26 protein-coding genes are annotated in these 25,095 nt (G+C 65.7%); 17 read left to right on the forward strand and 9 right to left on the reverse strand.

The features are described from left to right. Positions 1-203: 203 nt before the first annotated feature. Together ARTSIC4J27_RS15080 and ARTSIC4J27_RS15085 are read left to right on the forward strand one after the other, a co-directional pair. Positions 204-647, forward strand: a complete 444-nt coding sequence (locus ARTSIC4J27_RS15080; protein ID WP_050056025.1) for an SRPBCC family protein — start codon at positions 204-206, stop codon at positions 645-647. Positions 648-731: 84 nt separating this feature from the next. Next, positions 732-1,514 (forward strand): GntR family transcriptional regulator, encoded by a 783-nt coding sequence (locus tag ARTSIC4J27_RS15085; protein ID WP_050056026.1) that lies wholly within the window; start codon positions 732-734, stop codon positions 1,512-1,514. An 18-nt stretch (positions 1,515-1,532) separates the two neighbouring features. Here ARTSIC4J27_RS15085 and ARTSIC4J27_RS15090 read toward each other — a convergent pair whose 3' ends face one another. Beyond that, positions 1,533-2,789 carry a S8 family serine peptidase gene (locus tag ARTSIC4J27_RS15090; protein WP_050056027.1) on the reverse strand — a complete coding sequence of 419 codons (1,257 nt, stop codon included), beginning with the start codon at positions 2,787-2,789 and terminating at the stop codon, positions 1,533-1,535. Between the two features lie 172 nt (positions 2,790-2,961). Here ARTSIC4J27_RS15090 and ARTSIC4J27_RS15095 point away from each other — a divergent pair, with 172 nt between their 5' ends. Both ARTSIC4J27_RS15095 and ARTSIC4J27_RS15100 read left to right on the forward strand, forming a co-directional pair. Then, positions 2,962-3,687, forward strand: coding sequence for a hemerythrin domain-containing protein (locus tag ARTSIC4J27_RS15095; protein ID WP_050056028.1), 726 nt, complete (start codon positions 2,962-2,964; stop codon positions 3,685-3,687). An 8-nt stretch (positions 3,688-3,695) separates the two neighbouring features. Further along, entirely contained in the window at positions 3,696-4,325 is a 630-nt protein-coding gene (locus tag ARTSIC4J27_RS15100; RefSeq protein WP_050056029.1) for a hypothetical protein, read from the forward strand. 9 nt (positions 4,326-4,334) lie between these two features. Here ARTSIC4J27_RS15100 and ARTSIC4J27_RS15105 read toward each other — a convergent pair whose 3' ends face one another. Together ARTSIC4J27_RS15105 and ARTSIC4J27_RS15110 are read right to left on the reverse strand one after the other, a co-directional pair. After that, positions 4,335-5,321 carry a nucleoside hydrolase gene (locus ARTSIC4J27_RS15105; protein ID WP_050056030.1) on the reverse strand — a complete coding sequence of 329 codons (987 nt, stop codon included), beginning with the start codon at positions 5,319-5,321 and terminating at the stop codon, positions 4,335-4,337. 29 nt (positions 5,322-5,350) lie between these two features. Continuing rightward, positions 5,351-6,796 carry an MFS transporter gene (locus ARTSIC4J27_RS15110; protein ID WP_050056031.1) on the reverse strand — a complete coding sequence of 482 codons (1,446 nt, stop codon included), beginning with the start codon at positions 6,794-6,796 and terminating at the stop codon, positions 5,351-5,353. 142 nt (positions 6,797-6,938) lie between these two features. Between ARTSIC4J27_RS15110 and ARTSIC4J27_RS15115 the strand changes: the two genes are divergently transcribed. The 8 genes from ARTSIC4J27_RS15115 (at position 6,939) to ARTSIC4J27_RS15150 (ending at position 14,654) form a co-directional block, all read left to right on the forward strand. Then, the gene (locus tag ARTSIC4J27_RS15115) at positions 6,939-7,805 is read left to right on the forward strand and encodes a ribokinase (protein ID WP_050056032.1); all 867 of its coding nucleotides are present in this window, start codon (positions 6,939-6,941) and stop codon (positions 7,803-7,805) included. Continuing rightward, the gene (locus ARTSIC4J27_RS15120) at positions 7,802-8,296 is read left to right on the forward strand and encodes a GNAT family N-acetyltransferase (RefSeq protein WP_050056033.1); all 495 of its coding nucleotides are present in this window, start codon (positions 7,802-7,804) and stop codon (positions 8,294-8,296) included. The genes ARTSIC4J27_RS15115 and ARTSIC4J27_RS15120 overlap by 4 nt, the downstream gene beginning before the upstream one ends. A gap of 96 nt (positions 8,297-8,392) precedes the next feature. After that, on the forward strand, positions 8,393-8,764 hold the full coding sequence (locus ARTSIC4J27_RS15125; RefSeq protein WP_050056034.1) for a hypothetical protein: 372 nt from the start codon (positions 8,393-8,395) through the stop codon (positions 8,762-8,764). 68 nt (positions 8,765-8,832) lie between these two features. Then, a complete protein-coding gene (locus ARTSIC4J27_RS15130) occupies positions 8,833-10,413 on the forward strand; it encodes a sugar ABC transporter ATP-binding protein (protein WP_083435506.1) in 1,581 nt (526 codons plus the stop codon). Continuing rightward, a complete protein-coding gene (locus ARTSIC4J27_RS15135; protein WP_050056035.1) occupies positions 10,410-11,447 on the forward strand; it encodes an ABC transporter permease in 1,038 nt (345 codons plus the stop codon). Before ARTSIC4J27_RS15130 ends, ARTSIC4J27_RS15135 begins: the two co-directional genes overlap by 4 nt. Beyond that, the gene (locus ARTSIC4J27_RS15140; RefSeq protein ID WP_050056036.1) at positions 11,444-12,556 is read left to right on the forward strand and encodes an ABC transporter permease; all 1,113 of its coding nucleotides are present in this window, start codon (positions 11,444-11,446) and stop codon (positions 12,554-12,556) included. The genes ARTSIC4J27_RS15135 and ARTSIC4J27_RS15140 overlap by 4 nt, the downstream gene beginning before the upstream one ends. Then, entirely contained in the window at positions 12,556-13,779 is a 1,224-nt protein-coding gene (locus ARTSIC4J27_RS15145; RefSeq protein WP_050056037.1) for a substrate-binding domain-containing protein, read from the forward strand. The genes ARTSIC4J27_RS15140 and ARTSIC4J27_RS15145 overlap by 1 nt, the downstream gene beginning before the upstream one ends. Positions 13,780-13,805: 26 nt before the next feature. Then, positions 13,806-14,654: a sugar phosphate isomerase/epimerase family protein gene (locus tag ARTSIC4J27_RS15150; protein WP_050056038.1), complete on the forward strand. Its 849-nt coding sequence runs from the start codon at positions 13,806-13,808 to the stop codon at positions 14,652-14,654. A gap of 38 nt (positions 14,655-14,692) precedes the next feature. Here the strand turns inward: ARTSIC4J27_RS15150 and ARTSIC4J27_RS15155 are convergent, their stop codons facing one another. Continuing rightward, positions 14,693-15,568 carry an NmrA/HSCARG family protein gene (locus ARTSIC4J27_RS15155; RefSeq protein ID WP_083435489.1) on the reverse strand — a complete coding sequence of 292 codons (876 nt, stop codon included), beginning with the start codon at positions 15,566-15,568 and terminating at the stop codon, positions 14,693-14,695. Positions 15,569-15,740: 172 nt separating this feature from the next. Then, positions 15,741-17,159 carry an amidase gene (locus ARTSIC4J27_RS15160; protein WP_235436705.1) on the reverse strand — a complete coding sequence of 473 codons (1,419 nt, stop codon included), beginning with the start codon at positions 17,157-17,159 and terminating at the stop codon, positions 15,741-15,743. 170 nt (positions 17,160-17,329) lie between these two features. Between ARTSIC4J27_RS15160 and ARTSIC4J27_RS22950 the strand changes: the two genes are divergently transcribed. Continuing rightward, the gene (locus tag ARTSIC4J27_RS22950; RefSeq protein WP_167344681.1) at positions 17,330-17,506 is read left to right on the forward strand and encodes a YciI family protein; all 177 of its coding nucleotides are present in this window, start codon (positions 17,330-17,332) and stop codon (positions 17,504-17,506) included. 60 nt (positions 17,507-17,566) lie between these two features. Continuing rightward, positions 17,567-18,406 (forward strand): alpha/beta fold hydrolase, encoded by an 840-nt coding sequence (locus tag ARTSIC4J27_RS15165; RefSeq protein ID WP_050056040.1) that lies wholly within the window; start codon positions 17,567-17,569, stop codon positions 18,404-18,406. A 103-nt stretch (positions 18,407-18,509) separates the two neighbouring features. Here ARTSIC4J27_RS15165 and ARTSIC4J27_RS15170 read toward each other — a convergent pair whose 3' ends face one another. Further along, positions 18,510-18,962, reverse strand: coding sequence for a nucleoside deaminase (locus ARTSIC4J27_RS15170; RefSeq protein ID WP_050056167.1), 453 nt, complete (start codon positions 18,960-18,962; stop codon positions 18,510-18,512). Positions 18,963-19,166: 204 nt separating this feature from the next. Between ARTSIC4J27_RS15170 and ARTSIC4J27_RS15175 the strand changes: the two genes are divergently transcribed. From ARTSIC4J27_RS15175 to ARTSIC4J27_RS15185, 3 genes are all read left to right on the forward strand, one after another. Further along, on the forward strand, positions 19,167-19,754 hold the full coding sequence (locus tag ARTSIC4J27_RS15175; RefSeq protein WP_235436706.1) for an HNH endonuclease: 588 nt from the start codon (positions 19,167-19,169) through the stop codon (positions 19,752-19,754). 123 nt (positions 19,755-19,877) lie between these two features. Continuing rightward, positions 19,878-21,011, forward strand: a complete 1,134-nt coding sequence (locus ARTSIC4J27_RS15180) for a toll/interleukin-1 receptor domain-containing protein (protein WP_050056042.1) — start codon at positions 19,878-19,880, stop codon at positions 21,009-21,011. Between the two features lie 25 nt (positions 21,012-21,036). Beyond that, a complete protein-coding gene (locus tag ARTSIC4J27_RS15185; protein ID WP_050056043.1) occupies positions 21,037-21,522 on the forward strand; it encodes a DUF4231 domain-containing protein in 486 nt (161 codons plus the stop codon). Between the two features lie 75 nt (positions 21,523-21,597). Here the strand turns inward: ARTSIC4J27_RS15185 and ARTSIC4J27_RS15190 are convergent, their stop codons facing one another. From ARTSIC4J27_RS15190 to ARTSIC4J27_RS15200, 3 genes are all read right to left on the reverse strand, one after another. Next, positions 21,598-22,338, reverse strand: a complete 741-nt coding sequence (locus ARTSIC4J27_RS15190) for a hypothetical protein (protein WP_050056044.1) — start codon at positions 22,336-22,338, stop codon at positions 21,598-21,600. Positions 22,339-22,396: 58 nt separating this feature from the next. Continuing rightward, positions 22,397-23,647, reverse strand: coding sequence for a S8 family serine peptidase (locus ARTSIC4J27_RS15195; RefSeq protein ID WP_050056045.1), 1,251 nt, complete (start codon positions 23,645-23,647; stop codon positions 22,397-22,399). 167 nt (positions 23,648-23,814) lie between these two features. Then, positions 23,815-24,693 (reverse strand): hypothetical protein, encoded by an 879-nt coding sequence (locus ARTSIC4J27_RS15200; RefSeq protein ID WP_152683889.1) that lies wholly within the window; start codon positions 24,691-24,693, stop codon positions 23,815-23,817. Positions 24,694-25,095: the final 402 nt, after the last annotated feature.

Here is a 25,095-nt window from a genome sequence, read left to right on the forward strand (position 1 = left end):
ACGGCCACCTTTTGGGAGGTGTCAAGCGTCACTTTCCATCTGAAGAAACGTTTTGGCATTTTGGCAGCTAAAACTGGCGCTTCCGGGGCGCGCCAGGCCGAAGATCGGAACACCCCGAATCCCTACTACAAAAGTAGTGACACCCCGTGGAGAAAGTAGTACCTTGTGCTTACGATCGCTGGGGAGCTTCAAAGGAGAACCCCGTGCCAGCAACAGAAGAAAGCGTGGTCATCAGCCGGCCGATCCAGGAGGTCTTCGATTTCTTGGCGGATTTTGAGAACCTTTCGGCCTTCGATGCCTTCGTCACTGCGTCCGGACAGGTTGGGGACGGACCACCGGGGTTGGGAACGCGAGGTCGGGGAACCAGCCGCTACATGGGCCACCAGTTTGACTGGATGGTGGAGTTCACCGAATTCGAGCCGCCCCGGCGGATGGTGTCCCGCTCGGTCGAAGGAAAGCGCGACGTAACTGCGACCTTCACCTTGGAACCGGCCGGTGACGGCACCCGTGTCACGGAACGGATTGAAACCGCAGCGATGGGTGGCCTCCTGGGCAGGCTGCCTGATCCACTGGTGAACCGGCTGCTGGGCCGGTCTCTCCGTGGCAACCTCAAAACCCTGGGCCGGGTGCTGGCAGAAAACGCCTGAATCCTGAACCACCCGGGACACTTGTCCGACGAACACGTCACACCGGTAGGCTGGAGTTTCCACATCCAGTAAGCGAGGCATAACGTGCACCAGGACGCCGCCCGGTTCCTGTCCCAGCCGGTGGCCGCCCAGCCCGGCTCACCCCTCCGCGTCGCGGTGTACTCCCGGATCGCCGAGGCCATCCGCAACGGCCTCCTCACGCCCGGCTCCATGATCCCCACCGAAACCGAACTCGGGGCCGACATGAAAGTCAGCCGCACGGTGGTCCGCGAGGCCCTCATGCTGCTTGAGGAGGACGGCCTGATCAGGGCGAGGCGCGGCGTCGGACGCTTCGTCTCGGACACACTCCCCCGCATCGGTATCGAACGCATCCGCCCGTTCGAGGAAGTCCTTGCCGGCCCGGGGCAGCAACTCGAGGTCAAGCGCATCCAGGTGGTCCGCCAGCCGGCGTCCGAATTCGCCGCGCCCGGCGTCGGAATCGAGCCGGGCAGCGACACCTGGCTCTGGGAATCCGTCCTGATCCGCGACGGCGAGGCCATCGCCCATTTGCAGGAAAACATCTCGGCCCAGCCCGTCAGCCTCGGCAGCAGTCCTGCCGCACCCCTGGAGATAGAGGACGACGGCGGCACCACCCTGCTTGCCTCGCTCAACAAACAGCTGGGCCGGCTGCCCGGGCCCGGCGAGTGCCAGATCAGCCTCAGCCAGGTGGGCCCCAGCCGCGCCAAGCTGCTGGACCTGCGCCCGTCCGATCCCGTGCTGGTCCTCACCCAGTACGTCAGGTACGGCAACCAGCCGTTCTACCTGGCCAAGTGCCTGATCGCCGCCCGGGCCGGCCACCTTTCGGTGATGCAGTCGCTGCAGTCCTGATCCGGTCCGCGCCCAGCGCTATGGGCAGCCACCCACCGCTTTACAGGCGTTGACCCTGCCGTATGCCCAGTAGGTTTCCTGGCCGGACTTCTTCTCCGAGGTAAGTTCGACCTTTTCACGCACTAGCTTCGGGCCGGCACCAGGATTCTTACTCCAGACAAGCGCGGCGGTAGCAGCCACAATCGGTGAGGACATGGACGTGCCGTTCCCGATGTCGTAGCTCAAGGCCCTTTTATTGGGCGCCCGGAGCGCGAAGTCGTGGTTCGGGAAGGTTGAGTAGACAGCGACTCCAGGCGCCGCAACATCCACCCAACTGGCGCCGAACGTCGAGAAGGTCGCTTTGGCGTCATTGTTGTCCGTGGCGCCCACCGCGATGACGTTGGGGTACGCGGCGGGGTAGATCTTGGTCTGGTTAGCGCCGTTGCCTGCCGCGGCAACCAGTACCGACCCCTTGTTCCAGGCGTTGTTCACGGCAGTCTCCAGCGTGCGCGACGACCGCACCCCGATGCTCATGTTGATCACCTTGGCACCATTGCTGACTGCCCAGTTGATCCCGCTGGCAAGGCCTGAGCTGGATCCAACGCCGCTGTCGTTCAGGACTTTGCCTGCCAGGATGGTGCAATCCGGGCAAACCCCGGCTACGCCCTCCTTGTTGTTCTGTGCAGCGGCGACGATGCCGGCCACATGGGTGCCGTGGCCGTACTTGTCTTCGTTCGTGGTTGCACCGCTGAAATTGGCCCGTGCAACCACTTTGGGGTTGATGTCGGGATGGTCAAGGTCCACACCGGAATCCAGAACGGCAACCTTGATGTCAGTGCCCTTTGCGAGGCTCCACGCTTCGACGGCATCGACATCGGCGTCCGCTTTTCCAGCAGCCACAGGTATCGGGTACTCCGGATTGTTGTTGCTGAACGGTTGACCCACGTTCTGCAGCGCGTATTGATAACCGAAAAGCGGATCATCGGTAGCAGGGGTTACTGTTTGGTCGGGTTCGGCGTACTCCACCGCCGGGTTCCGGCCCAGCGCGTCCACAAGCTGGAGTTCCTTGCCGGCCGGAACCTTGATGAGGTGCGCACCCGTGTCCCCGATCCCGGGCCCGTCAGTCAGCCCGTGCTGGCGCAAAACGCCGGCCGCCACAGCGTTGTCCCGGAACTTCACCATGATCTGCCCGGGAACGTGCGACGGATCAGGCGCCGCGTTACCCACCACTGCCGGGTTGATTGCGCCAAACGCCAACACTGCCGCTGCGAAACCAGCAATCACAAGTCTTTTCATGGGGGAAATCTTGCTCCCACCCTGCACCCGTTGGATAGAGAAACCCACAACATTTCCCTACCTAATCCCCCGCCGGACCGACCGACCATTGTGGGGCATTAGAGGCAAACGTTACGATGCTCGCGGGGAGAGGTGCTGGTCTCGCATTGACGAGCGCAAAGGGGCCCATCCAATGACCGACTTCTTCACCATGCAGCCCGGCGAGACCGCAGCTCCAGTTCCCGCAGGACCCGTCTTGTGCGCAGGGACAGCCGGCATGCGTCGCATCCACCGCTTCTTCCTCTGGGCCTACGAGGAGGCTCCCGGCCTGGTGCGTTCCGCCGCGGCCGGAGACACCGCCCGCGCCGCGTACGTGGGCGAAGTGCTGGGGAACTTCGACAAGGTCCTCCACATCCACCACGAGGGCGAGGACATGCTGATGTACCCGCAACTGAAGGAACGGGCACCGGCATGTGCTTTGCATGTGGGGCTGATGCTCGAGCAGCACCGCCAAGTCACCGAACGGCTCGAAAGCATCGAACCGCTCCGGCTGCGCTGGATGCAAACGGCGGACGCGGAAACGGGCCAGGAACTCGCGGAACGCTACGAAGACCTGAAGGCTGTCCTCAACATCCATCTGCGCCGCGAAGTCACCGAGGTGATGCCCGCGGTGGACAGGGTGCTGACCGACAAGGAAATGCAGACAGCCGCACAGCACGGGATCAACCAGCTCGACAAGAAATTCCTGGTGGGCTACCTCGGCATGGTGCTTTCCACGAATCCGCCGGCGGACCAGAGGGAGATGCTCAAAGAAATTCCCCCGCCGGTCCGCCTCGGGTACCGCCTCGTCGGACGGAGGTTGTACCGCAAGCAGTACGCCACGCTCTTCCCGGGCCGCCCGATTCCCGAAACGCTGTAGGGCCCGTCATGGCCCAGGGAAGTTTCGACAACACCTTCTGGACAGGACGGTTCCCGAGGTGGGCCGGTGCAGCAGCGATACTCGGCGGATTGCTTTGCGCCCTCGCAGCCTTCCTGCACAACCTGCAACCCATCGGCTGTATCGGCATGGACTGCGAGACGACGGCGATGCGTTCAGCCACCGGGTTTGTTTCCGTCGCAGGCGCTGCCGCATCCCTCCTCACCTTGCTGGGCATCGCGGGGATGACCCTGCTTGCCCGGCGATCCGGCCACCACCGGAAACTCGCGAACGCCGGCCTGCTGACAGCCGCCGTCGGCTTCATCCTGCTGTTTGCCGGCTCGCTCATACAAACGGCATTCTTCGCCGGCGACTTCCCCGGTATGCCGTTCTTTGTCATCCCCGGACTGCTGGCCGTGATCGCAGGTTTCCTGATGATCGGAGTTTTTATTCTTCGCGCTGGAGTTTTTCCCCGCTGGCTGGGGATTTTCTTCGTGGTCAGCAGTATCGCTTTGCTGGCAGCCAATGAGCAGACGCCGGCGGTCCTGCTGGCCATACCTTTTGGGCTCGCCATGGTGCTGGCGGGCTACTTCATGCTGGGCGGCGTCCGCAGGCCTGACGCTGCTCCCGCGGGGAGGTAGGGCGCAGGCTCAGCCGATCGGCACGGGCTCAACCGCCGGCCGCAGCGTCAGTAGCGTCTCCACCAGGTGCGGGGCGAAGTCCTCCTCGAGCGAGAGCACCACGCGGCACCGCGCGCCCTTCACTGGCGGATAGCCGGCATACAGGCCACGCATATCGCAGACGGTCTGCCCGCGGCCCGGCCCGTCGGAGGTGTCGACGGCGGCACGCACCACGGGCGCTGAGGCGGCCTTAACAGCACCCACCGCGAGCGCTGCCGCCAGCGGATCGTGCATGGCGGAGCAGGGCCGGCCGTAGATGCCCTCGTAGAACCGGAAGTAATAGCCCAGCATCTCCCCCAGCGCCTGTGCCACCGGCGAACAAGACGCCAGTAGCTCCTGCCGGTGCGTCTCTTCCAGCACCGAAGCCATGGTCACGTCCAGCGGCACCAGGGTGATGTCCCAACCGGCGGCCAGTACCAGGGCGGCGGCCTCAGGGTCGTTGTGGATGTTGGCCTCCGCCACCGGCGTGATGTTGCCGGGAGCCAGGGCAGCTCCGCCCATCACGGTGATCGACTCCACCAGGGACGGAAGGGCAGGCTCCAGCTGAAGGGCCTCGGCGATGTTGGTCAGCGGCCCGATCGCCAGGACCTTCAGGGTGCCAGGGTACAGATGGGCCAACCGGACCAGCATCTCAGCCGCGGATTCCTCCACAACCGGAGCCGCCGCCGTCGTGAGCGCCACCTCACCGATTCCGTTCCCGCCATGCACCCACGGCGCCCCGCCGCCGAAGGAACCGGCGAGGGGGTCGTGCGCGCCGAGCGCCACGGGGATGTGGGCGTGCCCGGCGAGCTGGAGCAGGTCCAGGGTGTTGCGGGCGCCGACGGCGGCACTGACGTTGCCGCTGACGGTCCCGATGCCCACCACCTCGGCGGCGGGGGCGGCCAGCAGGTAGGCCAGGGCGAGGGCGTCGTCGATGCCGGTGTCGCAGTCCAGGTAGAACGGGGAGGTGGCGGTCATGGCGGTAATTCTCTTTCGGTTGAAGCGGGTTAGACGGTCTCGCCCTTGGGGGCGGCGACGAAGAGGCTGACGATGAACGCGGCGGCCGTGATGGCCACCGAGATCCAGAGGGCGGTGGCGTACCCGGCGGCCGTGGCCTGGGCAGCGAACGGTGCCACGAGGACGACGCCGAGGCTCGCCCCGATGCCGAAGGAGGCGCCGTTGATACCGGGCAGCGCGGCCGGGGCTTCCTTGGGCGAGAGCAGCACCGAGAGCCCGTTGATGGCCGTGAGGAACAGGCCGTTGTAGAAGATGCCCAGGGCCGCGACGGCGATCAGCACCGCCGTGTGGTTGGTGGAGAACGTGGCGGCAGCGATGGCGCAGGCCAGGCTGAGCCCGGTTCCAGCGCGGAGGGTCTTGATCCAGCCGCGGCGGTCGGCCAGCCAGCCTGCCAAAGGTGCGGCGAAGACGCCGATGAGCGCGGCCGGGGTGAGGAACAGCAGAGCCGAGAGGGAGGCACTGAGTCCGAAGCCGCCGTCGGGATCCTGGCTCAGCAGCACCACGGTGAAGTTGATGATGGCGAAGATGCCGGCGAGGGTGAGGACGGTGGTGGCGATGACCGGCCATACCTGGCGTGAGCGCAGGTGGTGGACGGCGATCAGCGGGTTGCTGCGGCGCTTTTCGATCATCCAGAAGGCGGTGAAGGACGCAATAGTGCCGGCCAGCAGGGCCAGGGTGGAGGGCGCGGTCCAGCCTGCTGCCGAGCCGTCGGAGACGAAGTAGGTGATGAACACCAGGAACAGTGAGAGGGAGCCGGCGCCCCACCAATCCATGGCGCCGCGGATGCCGGCGGGACGGCCCTTCGGCACCATTTTGATGATGCAGGCGGCGGCGATGGCGGTGAGGACCAGGACCACGACGAAGATGGACCGGAAGCCGAGTGTCTCGGCCATGAGCCCGCCGACGTAGCCGTCCACGCCGCCGATTCCGCCGTTGATGGCGGCGATGATGCCCACGGACGTGCCGAAGACCTTGGCCTGCAGGTTCTCGCTGAGCACGATGTAGGCGAGCGCGAAGACGGCGCTGGAGACGCCCTGCAGGAACCGGCCGGTGACCAGCAGCGGCAGCGTGGGCGCGGTGATGCAGAGGATGGTGCCGGCACCCATGATCCCGAGGACCAGGAGCAGCGCGGCGCGGCGGCCGATGAAGTCGCTCCACCGGCCGATCACGGGCCCGGCGATGGCACCGGCGAGGAAGAACATGGACTGCACGGGGGCGGCGCTGTCCGCGCCCTGGCCGAACTCGGCGGCGATCTGCGGCAGTGCGGGAGTGACCATGCTGGCGTTGAGCTGGAAGGACAGGACGCCGAGCAGCAGCGTGGAGATCAGCAGGGCGGCGCGGCGGCCCTGGAAGGCGGCTGGGTTCGTCTCGGGAACGACGACGGCGGGCGCGGCCTGGGCGGGAGGCGCGGCGGCCGCTGGGGTTGGGGTGTTCACATCAAACTCCTTTGTTTCAGCAGGCGGGTCCTGCGGTTGGGATGTGAGTTGTTATACAACCATGTATGACGGACAAGTACAACAGTGGCGTACACTATTTCCTAATCCGGCCGCTTCCGGCTCCTCCCGCGTAAGGAATCTCATGAGCAACCACCTTCCTGCCCTCACTGTTGTGGGCAGCATCAACCTGGACCTGATCGCCACCGCCCAGCGGCTCCCCACCGCGGGCGAAACCATCGGCGACGCCGTCCTGTCCGAACAGCCCGGCGGCAAGGGCGCCAACCAGGCCGCCGCTGCAGCCCGGCTGGGCGGCAGCGCACGCATGATCGGCGCCGTGGGCAGCGATTCGCACGGCAGGCGGATGCTCGACGCGCTGGCGAGTGCCGGCGTCGACACCGATGACGTGGCGGTCCTCCCCCAGCCGACGGGGACCGCGCTGATTGTTGTGGACCGCGACGGTGAGAACCAGATTGTGGTGTGCCCGGGCGCCAACTCCCACCTGTCGCTGAAGGGAGTGGAGTTCGCTCCGGACGAGGCGGTGCTGTGCCAGTTGGAGGTGGGCCTGCCGGTGGTGCTGGAAGCCGCGCGCCGCTCCTCTGGATTCTTTGTACTGAACGCCGCGCCTGCCATGAACCTGCCGGCGGAACTGCTGGAGCGCTGCGACCTGGTGATCGTGAACGAGAGCGAGTACGCCCTGATCCCCGCCCTTGCGTCGGCGAAGCTGGTGGCGGTGACGTACGGGGGTGACGGCTCGGCGATGTTTGAGCATGGCCGTAAGGTGGCGGAGGCTCCGTCAGCGTCAGTGCAGGTGGCCAACACCATCGGCGCCGGGGATGCCTTTTGCGCCGCACTGGTCCTGGCGCTGCAGCAGGGACTGGATTATGCCCGGGCGCTGGCCGTGGCCAACGCGGTGGGCGGAGACGCGGTGGGCGACCCCTCATCCCAGCCGGAGTTGGCACGACTGGGAAACTATATCGAGCGGACTGCCGCGACCACAGGCGTGCAGTGAGTGTCGCGTTCAGGCGGGCGGCGCCGTCGGACTTTCCGGACGTCCGGCGCATCACCCGCGATGCCTACCTGGCGGCCGGCCACTTCGAGGCCGACCATCCGTACATCGGCGTGCTCGAGGATGTGGAGCACCGGGCCGAGCATGCGCAGGTGTGGGTGGCGGAAGCTGCCGGTCGGGTGGTCGCGGCGGTGACATTGACGTTCTCCGGCGGGCCCTACAGCGAGATCGCCGTAGAGGGTGAGCTGGAGTTCCGCATGCTGGCCGTGGACCCGTCCTTCCAGGGCCACGGCATGGGCCGCGCAGTGGTGGGCAAGGTGGTGGAGCACGCCCGGCAGCTGCCCGGCATCGAGGCCATCAGCATCACCAGCGCCACGTTTATGGAACGGGCCCACGCGCTGTACGAGTCATTTGGGTTCCGGCGGGCGCCGGAGCGGGACTGGTACGTGCCGGGCGAGGACGTGCTGCTATGGGTATTCACGCTCAAGCTGTAATCCGGTGGTTGAGCCCGCCGAAACCGGGCCCGTCCAACCCGGCTCTCGAAGCTCCAATCCCTGCCCAAAATGACGGTGAGCTAGGTAAAATGGGCCATGGTGTTCATCGGGCTCCTGCTATGGATTTCTTTCCTTTTCGTTGCCCTGATCTTTTGCGGCATTATCTGGGCAGGATGCAAAGTGGCGCTCTGGCTGATGGACGTGGTGCCGCGGCTCACCGCGCCAAACTCCGGGCTGAAACCACCGCAGAACCCGGCCATCCGTCTGACGCCGAACGTGCCCCCGGCGCCATCCCCACGGAGCGTTCCCCGGGCTCCGGACCGGCCCGTTGCCGAGGCCCACACCGCATCCGATATCTGGCCGAAATGGACCGCCTCCTACCGGCGGTACGTGGACCAGGAAAAGTCCCTGTGGCAGGAGCAGTTCGACGCCTTGACCAGCCACAAGACCCTGCCGGACAGCCCCTGATAGCGAGCAATCGCTTATCCCTTGACGGAACAGAACCGGCACTGTAACAGTTAGTCGTGGACGGATCGATGGAGAACCACGGCGGGACTGGCGCGGATGCCATCCCTGGTGGGCTCCGCCAGGATTCCGCGGCCCCTCCCCCGCTCCTGGAAGTCCGTGGACTGACCAAAAGCTTCTTCGGCATTCCCGTTCTGGAGGACGCCCACCTGACCCTTCACCGCGGCGAGGTCCACGGGCTCGTCGGCGAAAACGGCGCCGGGAAGTCCACCCTGATGAAGGTGCTTGCGGGGGTCTACCAGCCGGACGCGGGAACGGTGCTCCTGGACGGCCGCGAGGTCAGTTTCAGCCACCCCACCCAGGCCCACGAAGCCGGCCTGTCGTCCGTCTTCCAGGAGTTCAATCTCCTCCCGGACCGGACGGTGGCCGAGAACATCTACCTGGGCCGTGAGCCCCGCCGCGGGGTCCTGGTGAACAAGGCGCTGATGAACGCCAAGACGGCGGAGCTGCTGGAGTCGCTGGGGATTACAGCCATCCGGCCCACGGCCCAGGTGCGGAGCCTGACCGTCGCTGAGCAGCAGGTGGTGGAGATTGCGAAGGCGGTCAGCTACGACGCCCGGATCGTGTCCATGGACGAGCCCACCGCCGCGCTGGCCGGCGCCGAAGTTGAGCTGCTCTACCAGATCGTGTCCCGTCTGCGGGAACGTGGAACGGGGATCCTCTACGTCTCCCACCGGCTCCGGGAGCTCTTTGATCTCTGCGACACCATCACGGTCCTGAAGGACGGCCGCGTGGTGAGCACCGGCCCCGCCTCCGAACTCGACGACACCAGGCTGGTCCGGCTGATGGTGGGCCGGCCTATTTCGGCCTTCTTCCCGGACAAGCTTCCCCGGACCGACGGCGACGCCGGAACCAGCCCTGCCCAGCCGATCCTCGAGCTGGAGGACGCCGGAAACGGACAACTGGACGGGATCAGCTTCAGTGTCCAGCCGGGTGAAATTGTGGGCGTGGCCGGCCTCCAGGGCTCCGGCCGGACGGAACTGCTGCACGCCATCTTCGGCGCCGCCCCCTTTACCCGCGGCACCATGAAAGTGGAGGGCAAAGAACTTCTGCCCAAGACACCGCAGGAAGGCGTCCGGGCGCGGATGGCCCTCATCACGGAAGACCGCAAGGCGGAGGGCCTGAGCCTCAACCAGTCCATCCTGAACAACGCGCTGACCGTCATCAGGTCGGTTTTCCCGCGCCGCACAGGTGCCGTCAGGACCGAGATCCCAGGAGTTTTTTCCTCCCTCGAGGTGGTGGCGCGGGACCTGGACCAGGAGGTGCAATACCTCTCCGGCGGGAACCAGCAGAAAGTGGTCCTTGCCAAGTGGCTGGCCATCCGCCCCCGCCTGGTCCTGCTGGATGAACCGACGCGCGGCATCGACGTCGGCGCCAAGGTGGCGGTGTACCGGCTGATGCGGCAGCTGGCAGCCGAGGGCAAAGCTATCCTGATGGTCTCCAGCGAGCTGCCAGAGGTCATCGGCATGTCCGACCGGATCCTGGTGATGCGCGACGGGCGCCTGGCCGGCGAGCTTCCGGCCGGCACGTCCGAGGAAGCCGTCCTGCAGCTGGGAACGGGAGCCAGAACTGCTTCCGGAGGAGGAGCATGAAACCACGTGGCAGCTTCTTTGACCGCCTGTCCTCCACCCAGATCGTCTACCTGGTGGCGCTGCTGACGCTGATCGTTGGTGCCGTCCTGGTGGGCACGGTGGGACGGAATTTCTTCAGCCAGGGCAACATCTCCAGCATCCTGACCGGAACAAGCGTCCTGGGTTTCATCGCCATCGGGCAGACGCTGGTAATCCTGGCCGGCAGCCTGGATCTCTCGGTTCCCTACGTCGCCAGCCTGGCCAGCCTGATTGCCGCCGGCGTGTTGGCGAACAATCCCGGCAATGTCCTGCCCGGCGTCCTGCTCACGCTGGGTGCCGCGGCGGTCATCGGCCTGGCGAACGGACTGATCGTGGCGCGCCTCAATGTGCACGGTTTCATCGCCACGCTGGGCATGGGCCTGATCATCAGCGGTTACCTCGGGACCAATTTCAAGGGCAGCTTCGGCCAGACCCCGCTCTCCTTCCGGCTGATCGGGGCCACCGGCCTGGGTCCCATTCCCATCTCCACCATCATCATGCTGGCCTGCGCGGGCCTGGCGATGCTGCTGCTCCACCGCACCCGGATGGGCCACCACCTCTACGCCGTCGGCGGTGACATTTCCGTGGCCCGGACCTCCGGGATCCGCGTCGATGCACCCGTTATCACCGCCCATGTGATTTGTTCGCTGCTCGCGGGAATGGCGGGGCTGCTCCTCGCCAGCCGGCTGGGCGTAGGCAGCCCGACGGTGGGTTCCCAGGGCGGCTACGACCTTCTCTCCATCGCCGCCGTCGTCCTCGGCGGCACCCTGCTGGCCGGCGGCAAAGGGACCATCACCGGCACCCTGGGCGGCGTCCTCATCTTCGCCATGCTGGACAACATCATGTCCGTCATGCAGATCAACCCCTTCCTCAAGGACGTGGTCAGGGGCGTGGTGATCGTGGTCGCCGTCGCCGTGTACGCCCGCCGCAGGATCGTCAACAGACCGGAACGGTTCGGCCCGAAGGGCTCCGCGGAAACGCCTGCCGCACAGGCCGTCCCCTCGGAGCGGCCATGAGCACGGCCTTGCCCTCGGAGCGCAGCGCCATTCTGCGGCAGAACCGCGCCAGCCGTTCCCAGCGGCTTTTACGGGCCATGCGCACTCCGGGCGGCGCCGTCTTCGTCCTGTTGATCGCCCTCCTGGCGGCCATCATCGCGCTGAACCCCTCCTTCGGCGAGCCGGGCTCCTTCATCCGGTTCATCGGCCGGACAGCCCCGATCGCCATCGCCGCCATCGGCCAGTACTTCGTTATTGTCGGCGGCGAATTCGACCTGTCGATGGGATCGGTGGTGACCATGCAGGTCATCGTTGCCGGCAACCTCATCCGGCAGGACGATTCCAGGGTGATCCCGGTCCTGGTCCTCATGTTTGTGCTCGGCGCTTTCATCGGGCTGGTGAACGGACTGATCACCACGCTGCTGAAGGTACCCAGCTTCATCGTGACGCTGGGCATGATGCTGGCCCTGCTCGGACTGGTGCTCTACTGGACCGGTGGCGCGGCCCAGGGAAACCCGGCGGACAGCTTCCGCCAGATCGGGCGCGGCGGGATCCAGGACGTGCCGGTCCTGGACATCATCCCCTACCCCGTCATCATCCTGGCGGCCGTGGCCGTCCTGGCATTCGTCCTGATGCGCCGCCCGTTCGGCCGCACACTCATCGCAGTCGGCGACAATCCACGGGCCGCCGAGCTGGCTGGCTCCCGCGTCTGGTGGGTGCGCACGCGGGCGTTCATCCTGTCGTCGCTGTCGGCCACCGTGGCCGGCATCCTGCTCGTGGGATACGCGGGAGTACACCCCTCGGTGGGGCGGGGTTACGAGTTCACGGCGATCACCGCCGTCGTGCTCGGTGGCGTGGTGCTGGGAGGCGGGCGCGGCTGGGTCCTGTCCGCGGCGGCCGGCGCGTTCGCGCTCGAGTCGCTGTTCACCCTCCTGAACTTCATGGGCGTCCAGGCCACGTGGCGGGACACGGTGCAGGGGGTCATCATCATCATCGCTGTGGCAGCAGCGTCCAAGTCATGGCAGCGCAAGCGCAAGGGAGCTACTTCCGCTGCCCATGACGAACGGCACCGGCTAAGCGCAGCACCCATGCCCCACAAGGGCACCCAACAAGGAGGAGATGGAGTCTGATGCGCAAACACTCAATCCGCGCGATCGCACTTGGCGCAGCAGTGCCGCTGGTAGTGCTGACTGCCTGTACAACGGATCCGTCGGTGACTGAAACGACGACGGCGGCGCCTGCCCCCTCAGCCGCCGAAAGCAGTCCGGCGAGCCAGGACTGGTTTGACCAGGCGCTGTACGACGAGCAGTTTGAGCAACGCTCGGCCACCTTTGAAGGGAACGCGGAACAGCCCTACCTGCAGTACATTGCCGGCAACATGACGGACACCGCCAAGTTCGCCTCACCCGGCGCGAAGAAGGCCTGCTTCGCCAATGCCTCCATCTCCAACCCATGGCGCCAGACCGGCTGGATCACCATGAACCAGCAGCTCCAGGTCCTGAAGGACTCGGGGGTCATTTCCGAGATGGAAACCCGGGATGCCAAGGACAACGACAACACGCAGATCGCGGACATCGACTACTTCATTGACGAAGCAAACTGCGACGCGTTCGTCATCTCGCCCAACTCCACGGCGGCCTTGACCCAGGCGGTGGAACGTGCCTGCGAGACCGGCAAGCCCGTGGTGGTGTTTGACCGCGGCGTGGAAACCAAATGCGCCACCACGTTCATCCACCCGATCGGCGGCTTCGCCTGGGGTATCGACACCGCCACATTCCTTACCGACAAGCTGCAGTCCGGTGACAAGGTGGTGGCCCTGCGCATCCTTCCGGGCGTGGACGTGCTGGAGCACCGCTGGGCGGCGGCCAAGAAGATCTTTGAGGAAAAGGGAATCCAGGCCAAGGACTACTTCACCGGCGCCGACCCCACCGAGATCAAGAAAATCATCTCCGATGAACTGGCCACCGGCGACGTCAAGGGTGTGTGGATGGACGCCGGCGACGGTGCCGTCGCTGCCCTTGAAGCTTTCGAGGATGCCGGCAAGGACCTGCCGGTGATGACGGGCGAGGATGAGATGAGCTTCCTGACCAAGTGGAAGGAAACCGGAATCGATGCCATGGCCCCGGTCTACTCCAACTTCCAGTGGCGGACCCCGCTGCTGGCTTTGGAAAAGATCTTCAAGGGTGAGCAGATCCCGGCCGAATGGGTCCTGCCGCAGAAGCCCATCCTCGCGGACGAACTGGACACCTGGCTGCAGCGCAACGAGGGGATGCCGAGCGGGCACTACGCCAAGTTCGGCGGGGAAGACCTCCCCGGCTACCCGGACGTCTGGCAGAAGCGGCAGATCCCCTGACACCGGACAGCCTTGGACGGAGCAGCGTGGAGCGTCCTATCGGGATCAGCACCTGGGTCTGGGATTCGCCCCTGACCGATGCCAACCTGGGCGGACACTTGGCGAGGATCGCCGCGCTGGGGTTTGACGCCGTCGAACTGCCGCTGGAAAACGACGGCGACTTCACAGCCGCCGCGGTGCGTGAAGCCCTGCAGTCCACGGGGCTGACGCCGTACCTTGTGGGTGCCATGGCGCCGGGGCGGGACCTCGTGTCCGCCGCCCCGGCGTCCGTGGAAGCGACGCAGGCCTACCTTCTGGCCTGCGTCGCCATGGCGGCTAGCATCGGTTCACCTACATTGTGTGGTCCTTTCTATGCCCAGACCGGCCGGACCTGGCGGATGTCGCCTGAGCAGCGGCGGGAGGCCTACGCCGAGCTGCGCCGCAACCTGAAGCCGGTGGCGGACCGGGCTTTGGAAGCGGGGGTGGTCCTGGGAATTGAGCCGCTGAACCGGTACGAGACGTCACTGATCAACACGGTGGAGCAGGCACTCGAGGCGCTGGGGCCGTTGCTTGGCAACGGCGTCGGCATTGCCCTAGACAGCTACCACCTGCACATCGAGGAGCGTTCGCTGGCCGCCGCGGTCCGGGCGGCCGGAGAACACGTGGTGCACGTGCAGGTTTGCGGGAACGACCGCGGCGCGCCCGGCGGGGACCAGACCGACTGGGACGGCTTCCTGCAGGCCCTGGACGAGGTGGGCTACACGGGGCCGTTGAACATTGAGAGTTTCACGGCGGACAATGCCGCGATTGCCATTGCGGCCTCCATCTGGCGGCCGCTGGCCCCAAGCCAGGACGAGCTGGCGGCCAAGGGGCTGGCGTTCCTGCGGGATTTGTGACCCCTATTACGACGGCGGGTGGCCGCCGGCCGCTGCCTCTAGACGGATTGCCGGTCCAGCCACTGCCGTACAGTCAAGGCCTCCGGCAGAATCCCGTGGGTGGTCTGCGTGCTCATGTCGAACTGCCCGGTCCGCAGCCACCGCCACATGGTGGTGAGGTCCTTCCCCACGAACCGTTCAAAAAGCTTCTCCGGCATCGGTAACCCACGCGGCTTCCGCCCGGTCCGTTCCTGCCACATGGCGCGGCATTGCTCGATCGACTGGACGTCGGACGCCAGACCCAGCACTGCACCGCTCCATCGAACGGGATCGGCGAACATCCGGGCGGCGATGGCACCCAGATCGTCGACGCACAGCCAGCCCACCGGCCGGGACGGACCCATCAGCTTGGGCATCAGATGCCAGGTGGAAAACTGCGGGTAGTAGCCCTTGTCCGTCATCAACTCCATAAACGCCATCGGGCGGAGCACAGTGAGCGGCAGTCCCAGGTCACGGAAACGCTGGGCAATGACCAGTTTCGAGTCCCACGAGTCCACACCGGTCCGGTTATCACCCACCCCTGCCGCGCCGTACACCACGTGCCGGATGCCGGTCCCGGCGGCAGCCTCGGCCACGTTGCCACCCTGCCTGACCTCGGCGTCGAACCCGATGGCCTGCGGATTCTGGACGTTGAAAAGTCCATACGCGCCCGCGAACGCCCTGTCGAGTGAAGCGGGATCCTCGGTGTCCGCGTGCTGAACCTCCGCGCCGAAATTGAGCAGCGCCTGGGCAGCTTCACTGGCGGGGTTCCGGGTGAGCGCCCGCACCTGCCAGCCGTCCTTTAGCAGGTGCTTGACCACAGCCGAGCCCTGCCGCCCGGTCGCCCCGACCACTGCTACAACGCCGGGACGGCTACCGTCAGAGGAAGAATCCATGGCTCAGTATGGCACTCGTGCACGCGAAAGTTGAGTCAGACAAGCCTGCCTCTTGGAGGTGATGGGGCGTTGGCCGGAAGGCCGCGTTAAGTGAGCGAGCGTCCCGGGATCGGCCGCGTTAAGTGAGAGAGCGTCCCGGGATCGGCCGCGTTAAGTGAGAGAGCGTTTGGGGTTAGAGGGAGCCCTCGAGCCATTCCGCAAAGTCCAACGCCAGCGCATCCGCGCCCGGGCGTGCAACAACCTGGACGGACAGGGGCAGGCCCTCGGATGACAACGCGACGGGCAGCGAAACAACAGGTGCGCCAACCATGGTCACGGCCCTGCATTGGCCCATGATGTCCCAGCCGAAAATGGATTGCCCGTCGATGTCCAGCTTTCCGGACACGTCGCACGCAGGACCGCCGGCCACCGGCAGGAGGACGATGTCCGCGGTATCGAAGACCGCCAAGTCCCGCCTTCTTGCCTGTTCGGATTCGGCAAAGGCCGCGTCGAGTTCGCGTGCGTCAGTTTCCATTGAACGCCGGATGACGTCGAGATTCGCGGGGAGAACCAGGCGCTCCCGGCCGGCGACAGCCGCGGCATGATCAATCATCGGATCAATCGGGCGGAGCCGGTTATAGGCCGCCAGTGATCCCGCAAAGAGATCCGGTACGTGCGTCAACGCCCGGACCTCCGGCCCGATCTGCTGCGCCAAGGAAGCCATCATCGCTGACACTTCACGCCGTACCGGCCCCAATGCGGATCCATCACTCCAAGCCACCGCAACGTTGCCGGGGAGAGCCCCGCCACCCAACGTCCCAACGCCGGGGCGTAGACCCGTAAGAACTGCGAGCGCCGTCCGCAGGTCCCGCACTGACCGCGCCAGCGGCCCCATGACTTGAGTGGCCGCTTGCAGGCGGGCACCGGGCGGGGACGGGTTGCCAACCCCGTACCAGCCGCCCGCTCCGGGAACGATTCCCAGGTCGGGAACCGTCCGCGGGGTGGGCCGCAGGGCGGTGATACCCACGCATTGCGCCGGCCACCGCAGTGATCCGCCGTAGTCGGTGCCCAAGCCGAGCGCCGAGATGCCGGCAGCGACGGCGGCAGCTTCTCCCCCGCTCGAGCCACCCGCCGTCGCGCCGGGAAACCGGGGGTTGAGCGTCCGGCCCCCGACAGCGCTCTCGGTGATGGCACCGAACGCAAACTCGGGGCAGTTGGTCTTCCCGATCATCACGGCCCCCGCCTCCTGCAGGCGCCGCACAGCAATGGCAGTGAATGAGGCGACGTTTCCGGCGTACGCGGCACTGCCGCCGGTCAGCCGCAGGCCTGCCACGGCGATGACGTCCTTGACGCTGAGGGGAACTCCGGCCAGCGGCCCCGGATCCTCCCCGCGGGCACGGCGGCGGTCCACCTCCTTCGCGGCGATGGCGGCACCGTCCCAGTCCTCCTGGATAAAGGCACAAAGAGAAGGAGCTGAATCGGCCCGTGACCGCGACTCCGCCAGAACGTCCTCGGCGGAGGCATCACCGGTGCGGACCGCGGAGGCGATCGCGGTGGCGTCACGGAGCGCTGTCTCCAGTGGGCCAGTGCCCTGCAGGCTATCGTCTTGCACGCCTGCACCGGGCTGGTGTCGGGCCTGGGAGCCTCAGTGTCATGGTCACGTGCAGCGCTCCTTGTGGGTCATTGGTCCCGCACTTCATAGCTCTCGCAGGGCACGTACGGGTGGTTGAACCGAATGTATCAGGACGATGTCTGCCGGAAGACACTCCCCCGCCAGGGCGGTTGAGCCGGCTGAGCTCAGGGCAGCTGATCTTCACCGGCGAGAACCCACTTGAGGCCGCGAGAGCTTTCGCGGCCGCCGATCCCTATGTCACCAACGGCGTCGTGACGTCCTGGACCGCCCGTAAATGGACCACGGTGATCGGACAAGAGGCGGCCACACCCGCCCGGCCCACATAGCCAACAACAGCGGTCCACATTCCCCTTGTTTACGTCCGGTTCGAGCGTAGGGTTCTGTCCATGGAACCGTTTCGGGCCATCCTGCTTCCTGGCGCCGTGCTCCCCGCGCACCTGGCCTACAAAGCGTTGATTGAAGCCCTTGGGCCGGACGTGCAGGCCGTCGCCAAGGAACTTGAGCTCTACAAGAAGGACGAGCCGCCCGCGGGCTGGACGCTGGACACCGAAGTAGAGGGCGTCCTGCGCGAAGCCGATGAACAGGGCTGGCAGACGTTCCACCTCGTGGGCTATTCGGGCGGCGGGGCGGCTGCACTCGCGTTTGCTGCCAAACATCCGGAACGGCTGGAGAGCCTCGCCGTGCTGGAGCCGGCCTGGGCGGGGAACTGGGACTGGAGCCCTGCCTATGCCGAGCATCGGCTGCACTACGAGACGCTGGAGGCGCTGCCTTCGGAGCAGCTCATGCCCGCCTTCATGAGGCTGGGAGTCAGGCCCGATGTCGTCCTTCCGCAACCGGAACCGGGTCCCCCGCCGCCATGGATGGCGCTGCGGCCGGCGGGTATCCTGGCGTTCCTGAGGACCTTCAGGGACTATGACCTGGACAGGTCGCGGCTGGCCGCTTTCACCCAGCCCGTGTTCTTTGCCCTCGGCGGACTGAGCCATCCCGACGACTACGGGGAGGTAGCCGCCCGGCTTTCCAGGGTTTTCTTCCCGGATTTCCATCTCGAGGTGTTTCCTCACCGCCACCACTTCGACCCGCCCCACCGGGCGGAGCCTGAACGGCTGGCCGAAGGGCTCCTGCGCCATTGGGCATCGGCGGAGGGCGGCCCTTCCAGCCGCAGCACCACCACACGGACTGAAACCGGAAAATCCACCGCCCGCCCGGGCATGCACGGCAGACCATGAATGGAGGACAACCTGGCACGGTTCCGCCGGCTCGGCTTCATCCTCTGACCGCCTGCAGAACGCTTCCGCCGCCCCTGGCCCAAGCAACCCAGCAGGACAGAGGCTACTCAGCGATGTCCTCTGCCCACAGCTCCGGGTGGGCGTCCTGAAACCTGCCCATCATGTCCACGCAACGCTGATCATCCAGAACCACCACGTCAACGCCGCGTGACCGCAGAAGCTCCAGCTCGCCGTCGAACGTGCGTGCCTCCCCCACCACCACACGGGGGATTTTGAACTGGATGATGGTTCCGGCGCACATGGCACACGGGGCGAGGGTGGTGTACAGGGTGGCGTCGCGGTAGCTCTTCTGCCGGCCGGCTGCGCGCAGCGCGGACATCTCCCCGTGCGCGATGGGATCAGCGTTCTGGACGCGTTCGTTGTGGCCGCCTGCAATCACCACGCCATCCCGTGCGAGCGCCGCGCCGATGGGGATGCCGCCCTCGGCCAGGCTCTTCTGCGCGGCCTGATAGGCGGCTTCGAAGGCGGAGAGGTCGGTGCTGTCCAGTTCCAGCATGGTGGATTGCGGCTGCTCGTGCGTCATGGCGCCATTGTTGCACAGCTGTTCCCACTCCCCTGGGCCGCCACAGCGCCTGTCGCGGCCACCAATGCGGCAGGAATACTCGGCAAAAACTGGGCTAAACCTGGGACACCGGCCTCCGCCCGGCCTATACGATTTCCGAGACATCCGGGACCCGGGGGCTTCCGGGAAACCAAAAAAATGGGGGAACTAATGCAGGAACTGGGCCGCATCTATTGGACACGGCAGGGCCTTCGCCTGGCCTACTCAGCCTTGATGGTGTGGCTTGCCGTCGCCGTGATGACGGCGCTTCTGCCGAAGGGAACATCTGTGGCCGGAACGGCGCCGTCCTCGGCCGCCGAGGTTCTGCGCGGCTTGGTGGACAGCGTTGTCGCCGCGGCCGCTCTCCCCGGCGTGGCCGTCGTCGTACTGGGCATTGTGGGCGCCGTCATCAGCGCCCGGGACGTCCGGCGCCGGGACCCGGTACGCCGCTTCACCCGCCAGCAGCGCCGCGAGGGGATGGCCCGGGCCGGTGGCCAGTGTGAGATGGAAAGCGGATTCGGCCGCCGCTGCGGCCGCCCGGCCGAGCACGGCGACCACTTCTATCCCTGGTCCAAGGGCGGCTCCACCAGCCTGCAGAACTTCGTCGCTGCGTGCGCCCGGTGCAACCGCGCGAAGCGTGCAAGGATTCCGTCGCCGGCCCAGCAGCAACGGATGGAACGACGACGGCGGGACTACGTTCCGCCGTCGTCCTCCGTCAGTGTCGGTGAACGCCAACCGCTTCCGTAGGTCCTTCCGCCTGGAACTTCCTGTTTCATAGACAGACCGTTCCCCCGGCTGTAACGCCCCAGTAACGCCTCCGGCGGTGTAATGCCCGCAGGGTCTGGGCTCGGTCGCAGAAGGTCGTGGGCAATGACTAGTTCTCTCCCGAACGCTACGGGCCGGATCTTCATCAGTTACCGGCGGGAAGAGACCGCCTACCCGGCCGGCTGGTTGTACGACCGGCTGGCGGACCGCTACGGCGGCGGCCAGGTCTTCAAGGACGTCGACTCGATCCAGCTGGGCGACGACTTTGTCGAGTCAATCACCAGGGCCGTGGGCTCCTGCGACGTGGTGCTCGTGCTGATCGGCGATGAGTGGCTGACCATCACTGACGAGGATGGCCGGCGACGGCTTGATGACCCTGACGACTTTGTACGCCTTGAGGTTCAGGCTGCCCTGACCCGGAACGTCCGGGTCATCCCGATCCTGGTGGACACGGCCAGGATGCCGCGCGCCGACGAATTGCCCGAGAGCCTGGCCCGGCTGGTGCGCCGGCAGGCCCTGGAATTCAGCCCGGCCCGGTTCGAGTTCGACACCAGCCGGCTTTTCAAGGTCCTGGACACCACTCTTGCCGAGGTGCGGAGAACCCAGGACGACGGCGAGACCGCGGCAGCGGCAGCACCTCCTCCAGTCCCTGCACCCCACCGCATGCCCCTCCCGCCGGAACACAACGGCGGAAACGAACCACCGCACCGCCGGCCCCTCTCCAGGCGGGCGCTCCTGCTGGCTGGGGCGGCCGCCGCCGTCGTAATCCTGCTGGTGGTCCTGGTGGTCGCCAATCTCCAGTCGAGGACGTCGCCGAACACCAACCCTGTTGATCGGCAGGTGCCAGTCCAGGGAAGCGGCGGGATCGACGTTGACTCTTCCCCCGTCACGAGCGAAGACGGACTTCAGCTGACGGATCTGCAGGCGGCCAGCCGGCGGGACCCCGATCCTCCCCGCGTCGGTGACACCATCACGGTGAGTTACGCCTTGACCAACACCACGGACCAGCCCCTGCAACTGGAATACACGTTTGTTGGAGCCCGGGATGCGGCAGGGGAACACCACGATGCCGAGGACATGAACGAAGGAAAAGCCCTCGAACCCGGAGAAACCATCAACGCCCAGGGCAGGGTCCTGATCACCAGCGCCGGCGGCTGGGAAATGTGGCCCTGCTACGTGCTGACCGGGGAACGCTTCTGCCCGGATAAGTGGCAGGTGTTTTTTGTCCTTGCTGAGTAGCTGACTTCAAGGGAAGGGAAAGCCCATGGCGCGCCGCGAGGATGGCCAGGAACCGGCACGGCCCATCACGGCCGTGCCCGCTCCCGCCGCTGAGGATCCCACGTGGGACCGGCTGGAGGACCAGATCAGCTGGTATGACGGCAAGAGCGCGGACAACCAGCGCCAGTACAAGTGGCTCAAGCTGCTGGAACTCGCGGTCGCCGCGGTGCTGCCCGTGGTGGCAGGCATCGGCAGCCCTGTCCTGGTGACCGGCGCACTGGCCGCCGCTATCGTGGTCCTGGAGGGCGCCCAGCACCTCTACCAGTTCCAGGAGCGCTGGATTACTTACCGTTCCACCGCTGAAGCCCTCAAGCACGAACGCTACCTGTACCTCGCCAAGGCGGGGCCGTATCTGCGTGCGGACCGGCACCAGCAGCTGGCAGAGCGGATCGAGGGCCTGATCTCCCAGGAACACGCGAAGTGGACCAGCAGCCAGCAACAGACCCCGAGCCACTCGGAGGAAGGCAGGTAGCCAGGATCCCCTCCCCGGCCCAGCAGCAACGGTTGGAACGACGACGGCGGGACTACGTTCCGCCGTCGTCCTCCGTCAGTGCCGGCGAACGGCAGCCGTTTCCCTGGGCAGGTACTCTGCTACCGCGTCTGCCGGGTCATTTTTGTAGCCCTGTTGTGCCGCCGCGACGGCTTCGACGGCGGACCGGGGGCTGGTGAGGACAGGTGTTTCGAGGCCGGCCAGCAGGGCGGCAGCAGGTTCCATGCTCGCCTGGGCGAGGACTACGACGTCGCAGCGGCTGGCGAGCACACGTGCCGCCTGGGCGATGCTCGAGTGGTAAGCCTCCGCGTCTCCGGCCAGGAAAGCGTCCCACGCACCCTCCACGAGGCTGACCTCAACGGTGATGTCAGTTTTCGCGTCCGCGGCCTCCTCGGCGAGGACGCAGGTGGTTGGCTCGATGGTGCTGGTCAGAGCCACGAGGACTCCGATTCGTGGGCCGAGGGTCACGGCCCGGCGAAGCATCGGCCGGTCGATTCTGATGACGGCCAGTCCGTCACCCGAGAGGTCCTCCGCTATCTCGCCCAGTGTGGAGCAGGTGCACAAGACGATTCCGCATCCAGCATTGCGAAGTTCCGCCAGATGGGCGGCCACGACGGCACGTACCCTCTCCGCGGCCCCGTCCTGCCGGGCAAGCTCCAGGGCTTCGGGATCCACGCGGTGGACCGTGGAGGCGGACGGCAGATGCTTACGGGAGAGTGCGTCGAATGTCGCCACATGGACCTCCGCCGTGTGGAGGAAGCCGACCTTACTGGCGGCATCGGTGCGATGATCGGTCATGGTGCCCGACTTTAACAGAGCGTGGGGCTGGGGCGCCCACACCAACCGGCACCCCAGACTAGGGAAGCGGCTTGACGGCGTTGTACGCGTTCACCCGGCCATGCGCCCAGTCGACCCCAATGACGCCAACTGGGTCGGTGGTCGCTTCGACCTTGGCGCGAACGTCCGAGTTCGTCCAGCCAGGGTTGGTACTCCAGGCGAGCGCGGCAACTGCAGCGACAATCGGTGAAGACATGGACGTGCCGCTGCCAATGTCATAACCCTGGGAACGGTTGTACTCCCGAGCAAGGACAAATCTGTGGTTGGGGAAGGTGGAGTAGACGCTGACCCCTGGCGCTGCGACATCCACCCACGTGCCATACGTGGAAAATGATGCCTTCTCGTCCCTGTTGTTGGTTGCCCCCACGGCAATGACGTTGGTGTAGGCCCCCGGGTACATCATGGTGGTGCTGTTTCCGTTGCCGGCTGCGGCAACGAGCAGCACGTTGGCGTTCCAGGCGTTATTGACCGCAGTCTGCAATGTGGTGGATGCCCCTACTGCGAGGCTCATATTGATGATCTTCGCGCCACTCTTGACGGCCCAGTTGATGCCGTTCGCAAGGCCTGAGCTGGACCCCATCCCCGTATCGCTGAGGACCTTGCCCGCCAGGATGGTGCATCCGGGGCAAACGCCGGCGACGCCAATGCTGTTGTCGGCGAAGGCAGCCACGATGCCGGCGACGTGCGTGCCGTGGCCGTAGTTGTCCTCGTTGTTCCTCGATGTGGTGAAGTTGGCCCGTGCCACCACCTGCGGGTTGATGTCGGCGTTGTCAGTTGCGACGCCGGAATCGAGGACAGCAACCCTGATCCCACCGCCCGTCGTGACGTTCCAGGCTTCGACGGCGTCCACATCGGCGTCCACCGCGCCAGCCGATATCGGGATCTTGCCGTCAGTGTTCGTGAAGGGTTGGCCGGTGTTTTCCAGGGCGTACTGGCTCGGGAAGTAGGTGTCGTTTGTGGCCGGAGTGACCACGTAGTCCGGTTCCGCATATTCAACCGATGGGTTCCGGCTGAGTGCTTCAACGAGCTGCAGCTCCTTTCCGGCCGGCACCTTGATGAGGTGCGCGCCTGTGCTGCCGACGCCGGGCCCGTCACTGAGACCGTGCGGGCGGAGGACTGCCGGGGCCGCGGCGTTGTCGCGGAACTTTACGAGGATCTGCCCCGCCGTGATCGAGGGGCCGGGAGCGGCATTGCCCGGGACGACTGCGCCCAGCAGGGCGCCAACAACCATAACAAGAGCGGTGAGACCGGCCAGCACGAGTTTTTTCATAGCGTCATCTTCCGCGCACGGGCACCTGCTGGATAGGGGGAAAGACCCTAATGTCCCGCAGCGGCCATCCGGGGCGAGCGCCGCCGCCCCCTCCGGATAGCCCGCCTCCAGCGCCCGGAGATCGTAATTGGTCTGCCGCGGCCCGGCCCGTCACGGGGCGAGAGCCGTCAACGCATGAGCACACTGAGTGCAACGAAGGCTTGGCGAATGGACTCCTCCGTCAGCCGCGCCAGTGGGACGTTCGGCCTCCGGCTGGCAAATTGCGTCGTGCGTAACGAGTCAGCCACTTCCACTAGCCCCGCAGCCCGTCCTAATTGCTCAAGGAACTCAGTCAGGACTGACATGTCCGGTTTCTCCTCAGGCGACAACTTAGGGATTCTGGTGAAGTCAAACTCCAAGGATGTGCGTTGGCCGGTGTAAAAATACAGCGAAATCCTCCCCAGCTGCTGACCGCTTGCGTTAGAGATCTCAAGACGAGCGGCCGGAGTGGAACTCCTCGAACCGATGAAGGGTAGCCCAGCTCGAGAGGCTTCACTGATGAACAGGTCAAAGTTTCCGATGCTCGTGCTGTCATTCGACTCGAGCCACGAGCGATAGGTTTGGGCATCCCACACCACCAGGTCGCCAGCGGCAGTTTTGCTCGCTCCTGCCCGGACTTCAGCCAGTTCCTGCCCGTAGACGCGCGGCGCCAGTATTTCGATGCTGCCCTGCGTGAGGCGTGAGTATTCGACGGCGACAACTGAAGTGTTTGGACCAGACATGAAGTTGAGGTACTCGACCATTCTCTTCAGGGGCGAGTTGATCGCATCCACGGCCAATACGATCCTGAACCGTCCCTCTGCGAGATTCCGTGCAAGCGCCTCTCGAAGGGGGACCCCGGTCTCGGAGTCTTCGCCGAAGATGGATTCTTGGGTGCGGCTCTGCCAGCGTGCCGCAAAATCATCAACATCCATTTTCCACAAGCGCGACGCATAGTCGAACATCTGCCCGATAATCTCGCGTCTGACCTGCGGGTTGGCCGCCAGCTTGCACTCAACCAGCGTCACGTCCCCTTCGGCACCGACAACCACTATGTCCGCTGGCCCCGCCTCGGATTGAAACTCACGGCATGTCCGCGCACCCTCGCCAACCCCTGGTATCAGGTCCGGGTGCCGAGCAAGTATCGCCTGCAGATCCGATTCCAAGGCGTATCCCGCATATGCAGCCTCGCGCCAATTTCCGTCACCCTGCCGAATCAATATGCCACTCATACGGGCGCCTCCGCTGGAATGATCCGGAGATGCCCATGGCAGAGAAGAACCGGTGGGCGCCCTCCGACAGGATCGCATTAGGCCTCATCGACCCGGTATTCGTCAGTTTGCGGCAGGAGACGAGAATTCTCAATGCATTCAGGCCCGTGGTCCATGCCCTGAATTAGGTGACGCGGGTGGAGCGAAGGTTAGGACCAG

Source organism: Pseudarthrobacter siccitolerans, assembly GCF_001046895.1.
In the GTDB taxonomy this organism is placed as follows: domain Bacteria; phylum Actinomycetota; class Actinomycetes; order Actinomycetales; family Micrococcaceae; genus Arthrobacter; species Arthrobacter siccitolerans.

What these genes read in the sequence shown, in the direction of transcription:
- ARTSIC4J27_RS15090 (WP_050056027.1), bottom strand. Translation starts at nt 2,789, where the DNA reads ATGAAAAGACTTGTGATTGCTGGTTTCGCAGCGGCAGTGTTGGCGTTT.
- ARTSIC4J27_RS15095 (WP_050056028.1), top strand. Translation starts at nt 2,962, where the DNA reads ATGACCGACTTCTTCACCATGCAGCCCGGCGAGACCGCAGCTCCAGTT.
- ARTSIC4J27_RS15100 (WP_050056029.1), top strand. Translation starts at nt 3,696, where the DNA reads ATGGCCCAGGGAAGTTTCGACAACACCTTCTGGACAGGACGGTTCCCG.
- ARTSIC4J27_RS15105 (WP_050056030.1), bottom strand. Translation starts at nt 5,321, where the DNA reads ATGACCGCCACCTCCCCGTTCTACCTGGACTGCGACACCGGCATCGAC.
- ARTSIC4J27_RS15115 (WP_050056032.1), top strand. Translation starts at nt 6,939, where the DNA reads ATGAGCAACCACCTTCCTGCCCTCACTGTTGTGGGCAGCATCAACCTG.
- ARTSIC4J27_RS15125 (WP_050056034.1), top strand. Translation starts at nt 8,393, where the DNA reads ATGGTGTTCATCGGGCTCCTGCTATGGATTTCTTTCCTTTTCGTTGCC.
- ARTSIC4J27_RS15130 (WP_083435506.1), top strand. Translation starts at nt 8,833, where the DNA reads ATGGAGAACCACGGCGGGACTGGCGCGGATGCCATCCCTGGTGGGCTC.
- ARTSIC4J27_RS15135 (WP_050056035.1), top strand. Translation starts at nt 10,410, where the DNA reads ATGAAACCACGTGGCAGCTTCTTTGACCGCCTGTCCTCCACCCAGATC.
- ARTSIC4J27_RS15140 (WP_050056036.1), top strand. Translation starts at nt 11,444, where the DNA reads ATGAGCACGGCCTTGCCCTCGGAGCGCAGCGCCATTCTGCGGCAGAAC.
- ARTSIC4J27_RS15145 (WP_050056037.1), top strand. Translation starts at nt 12,556, where the DNA reads ATGCGCAAACACTCAATCCGCGCGATCGCACTTGGCGCAGCAGTGCCG.
- ARTSIC4J27_RS15155 (WP_083435489.1), bottom strand. Translation starts at nt 15,568, where the DNA reads ATGGATTCTTCCTCTGACGGTAGCCGTCCCGGCGTTGTAGCAGTGGTC.
- ARTSIC4J27_RS15165 (WP_050056040.1), top strand. Translation starts at nt 17,567, where the DNA reads ATGGAACCGTTTCGGGCCATCCTGCTTCCTGGCGCCGTGCTCCCCGCG.
- ARTSIC4J27_RS15170 (WP_050056167.1), bottom strand. Translation starts at nt 18,962, where the DNA reads ATGCTGGAACTGGACAGCACCGACCTCTCCGCCTTCGAAGCCGCCTAT.
- ARTSIC4J27_RS15175 (WP_235436706.1), top strand. Translation starts at nt 19,167, where the DNA reads ATGGGGGAACTAATGCAGGAACTGGGCCGCATCTATTGGACACGGCAG.
- ARTSIC4J27_RS15180 (WP_050056042.1), top strand. Translation starts at nt 19,878, where the DNA reads ATGACTAGTTCTCTCCCGAACGCTACGGGCCGGATCTTCATCAGTTAC.
- ARTSIC4J27_RS15185 (WP_050056043.1), top strand. Translation starts at nt 21,037, where the DNA reads ATGGCGCGCCGCGAGGATGGCCAGGAACCGGCACGGCCCATCACGGCC.
- ARTSIC4J27_RS15190 (WP_050056044.1), bottom strand. Translation starts at nt 22,338, where the DNA reads ATGACCGATCATCGCACCGATGCCGCCAGTAAGGTCGGCTTCCTCCAC.
- ARTSIC4J27_RS15195 (WP_050056045.1), bottom strand. Translation starts at nt 23,647, where the DNA reads ATGAAAAAACTCGTGCTGGCCGGTCTCACCGCTCTTGTTATGGTTGTT.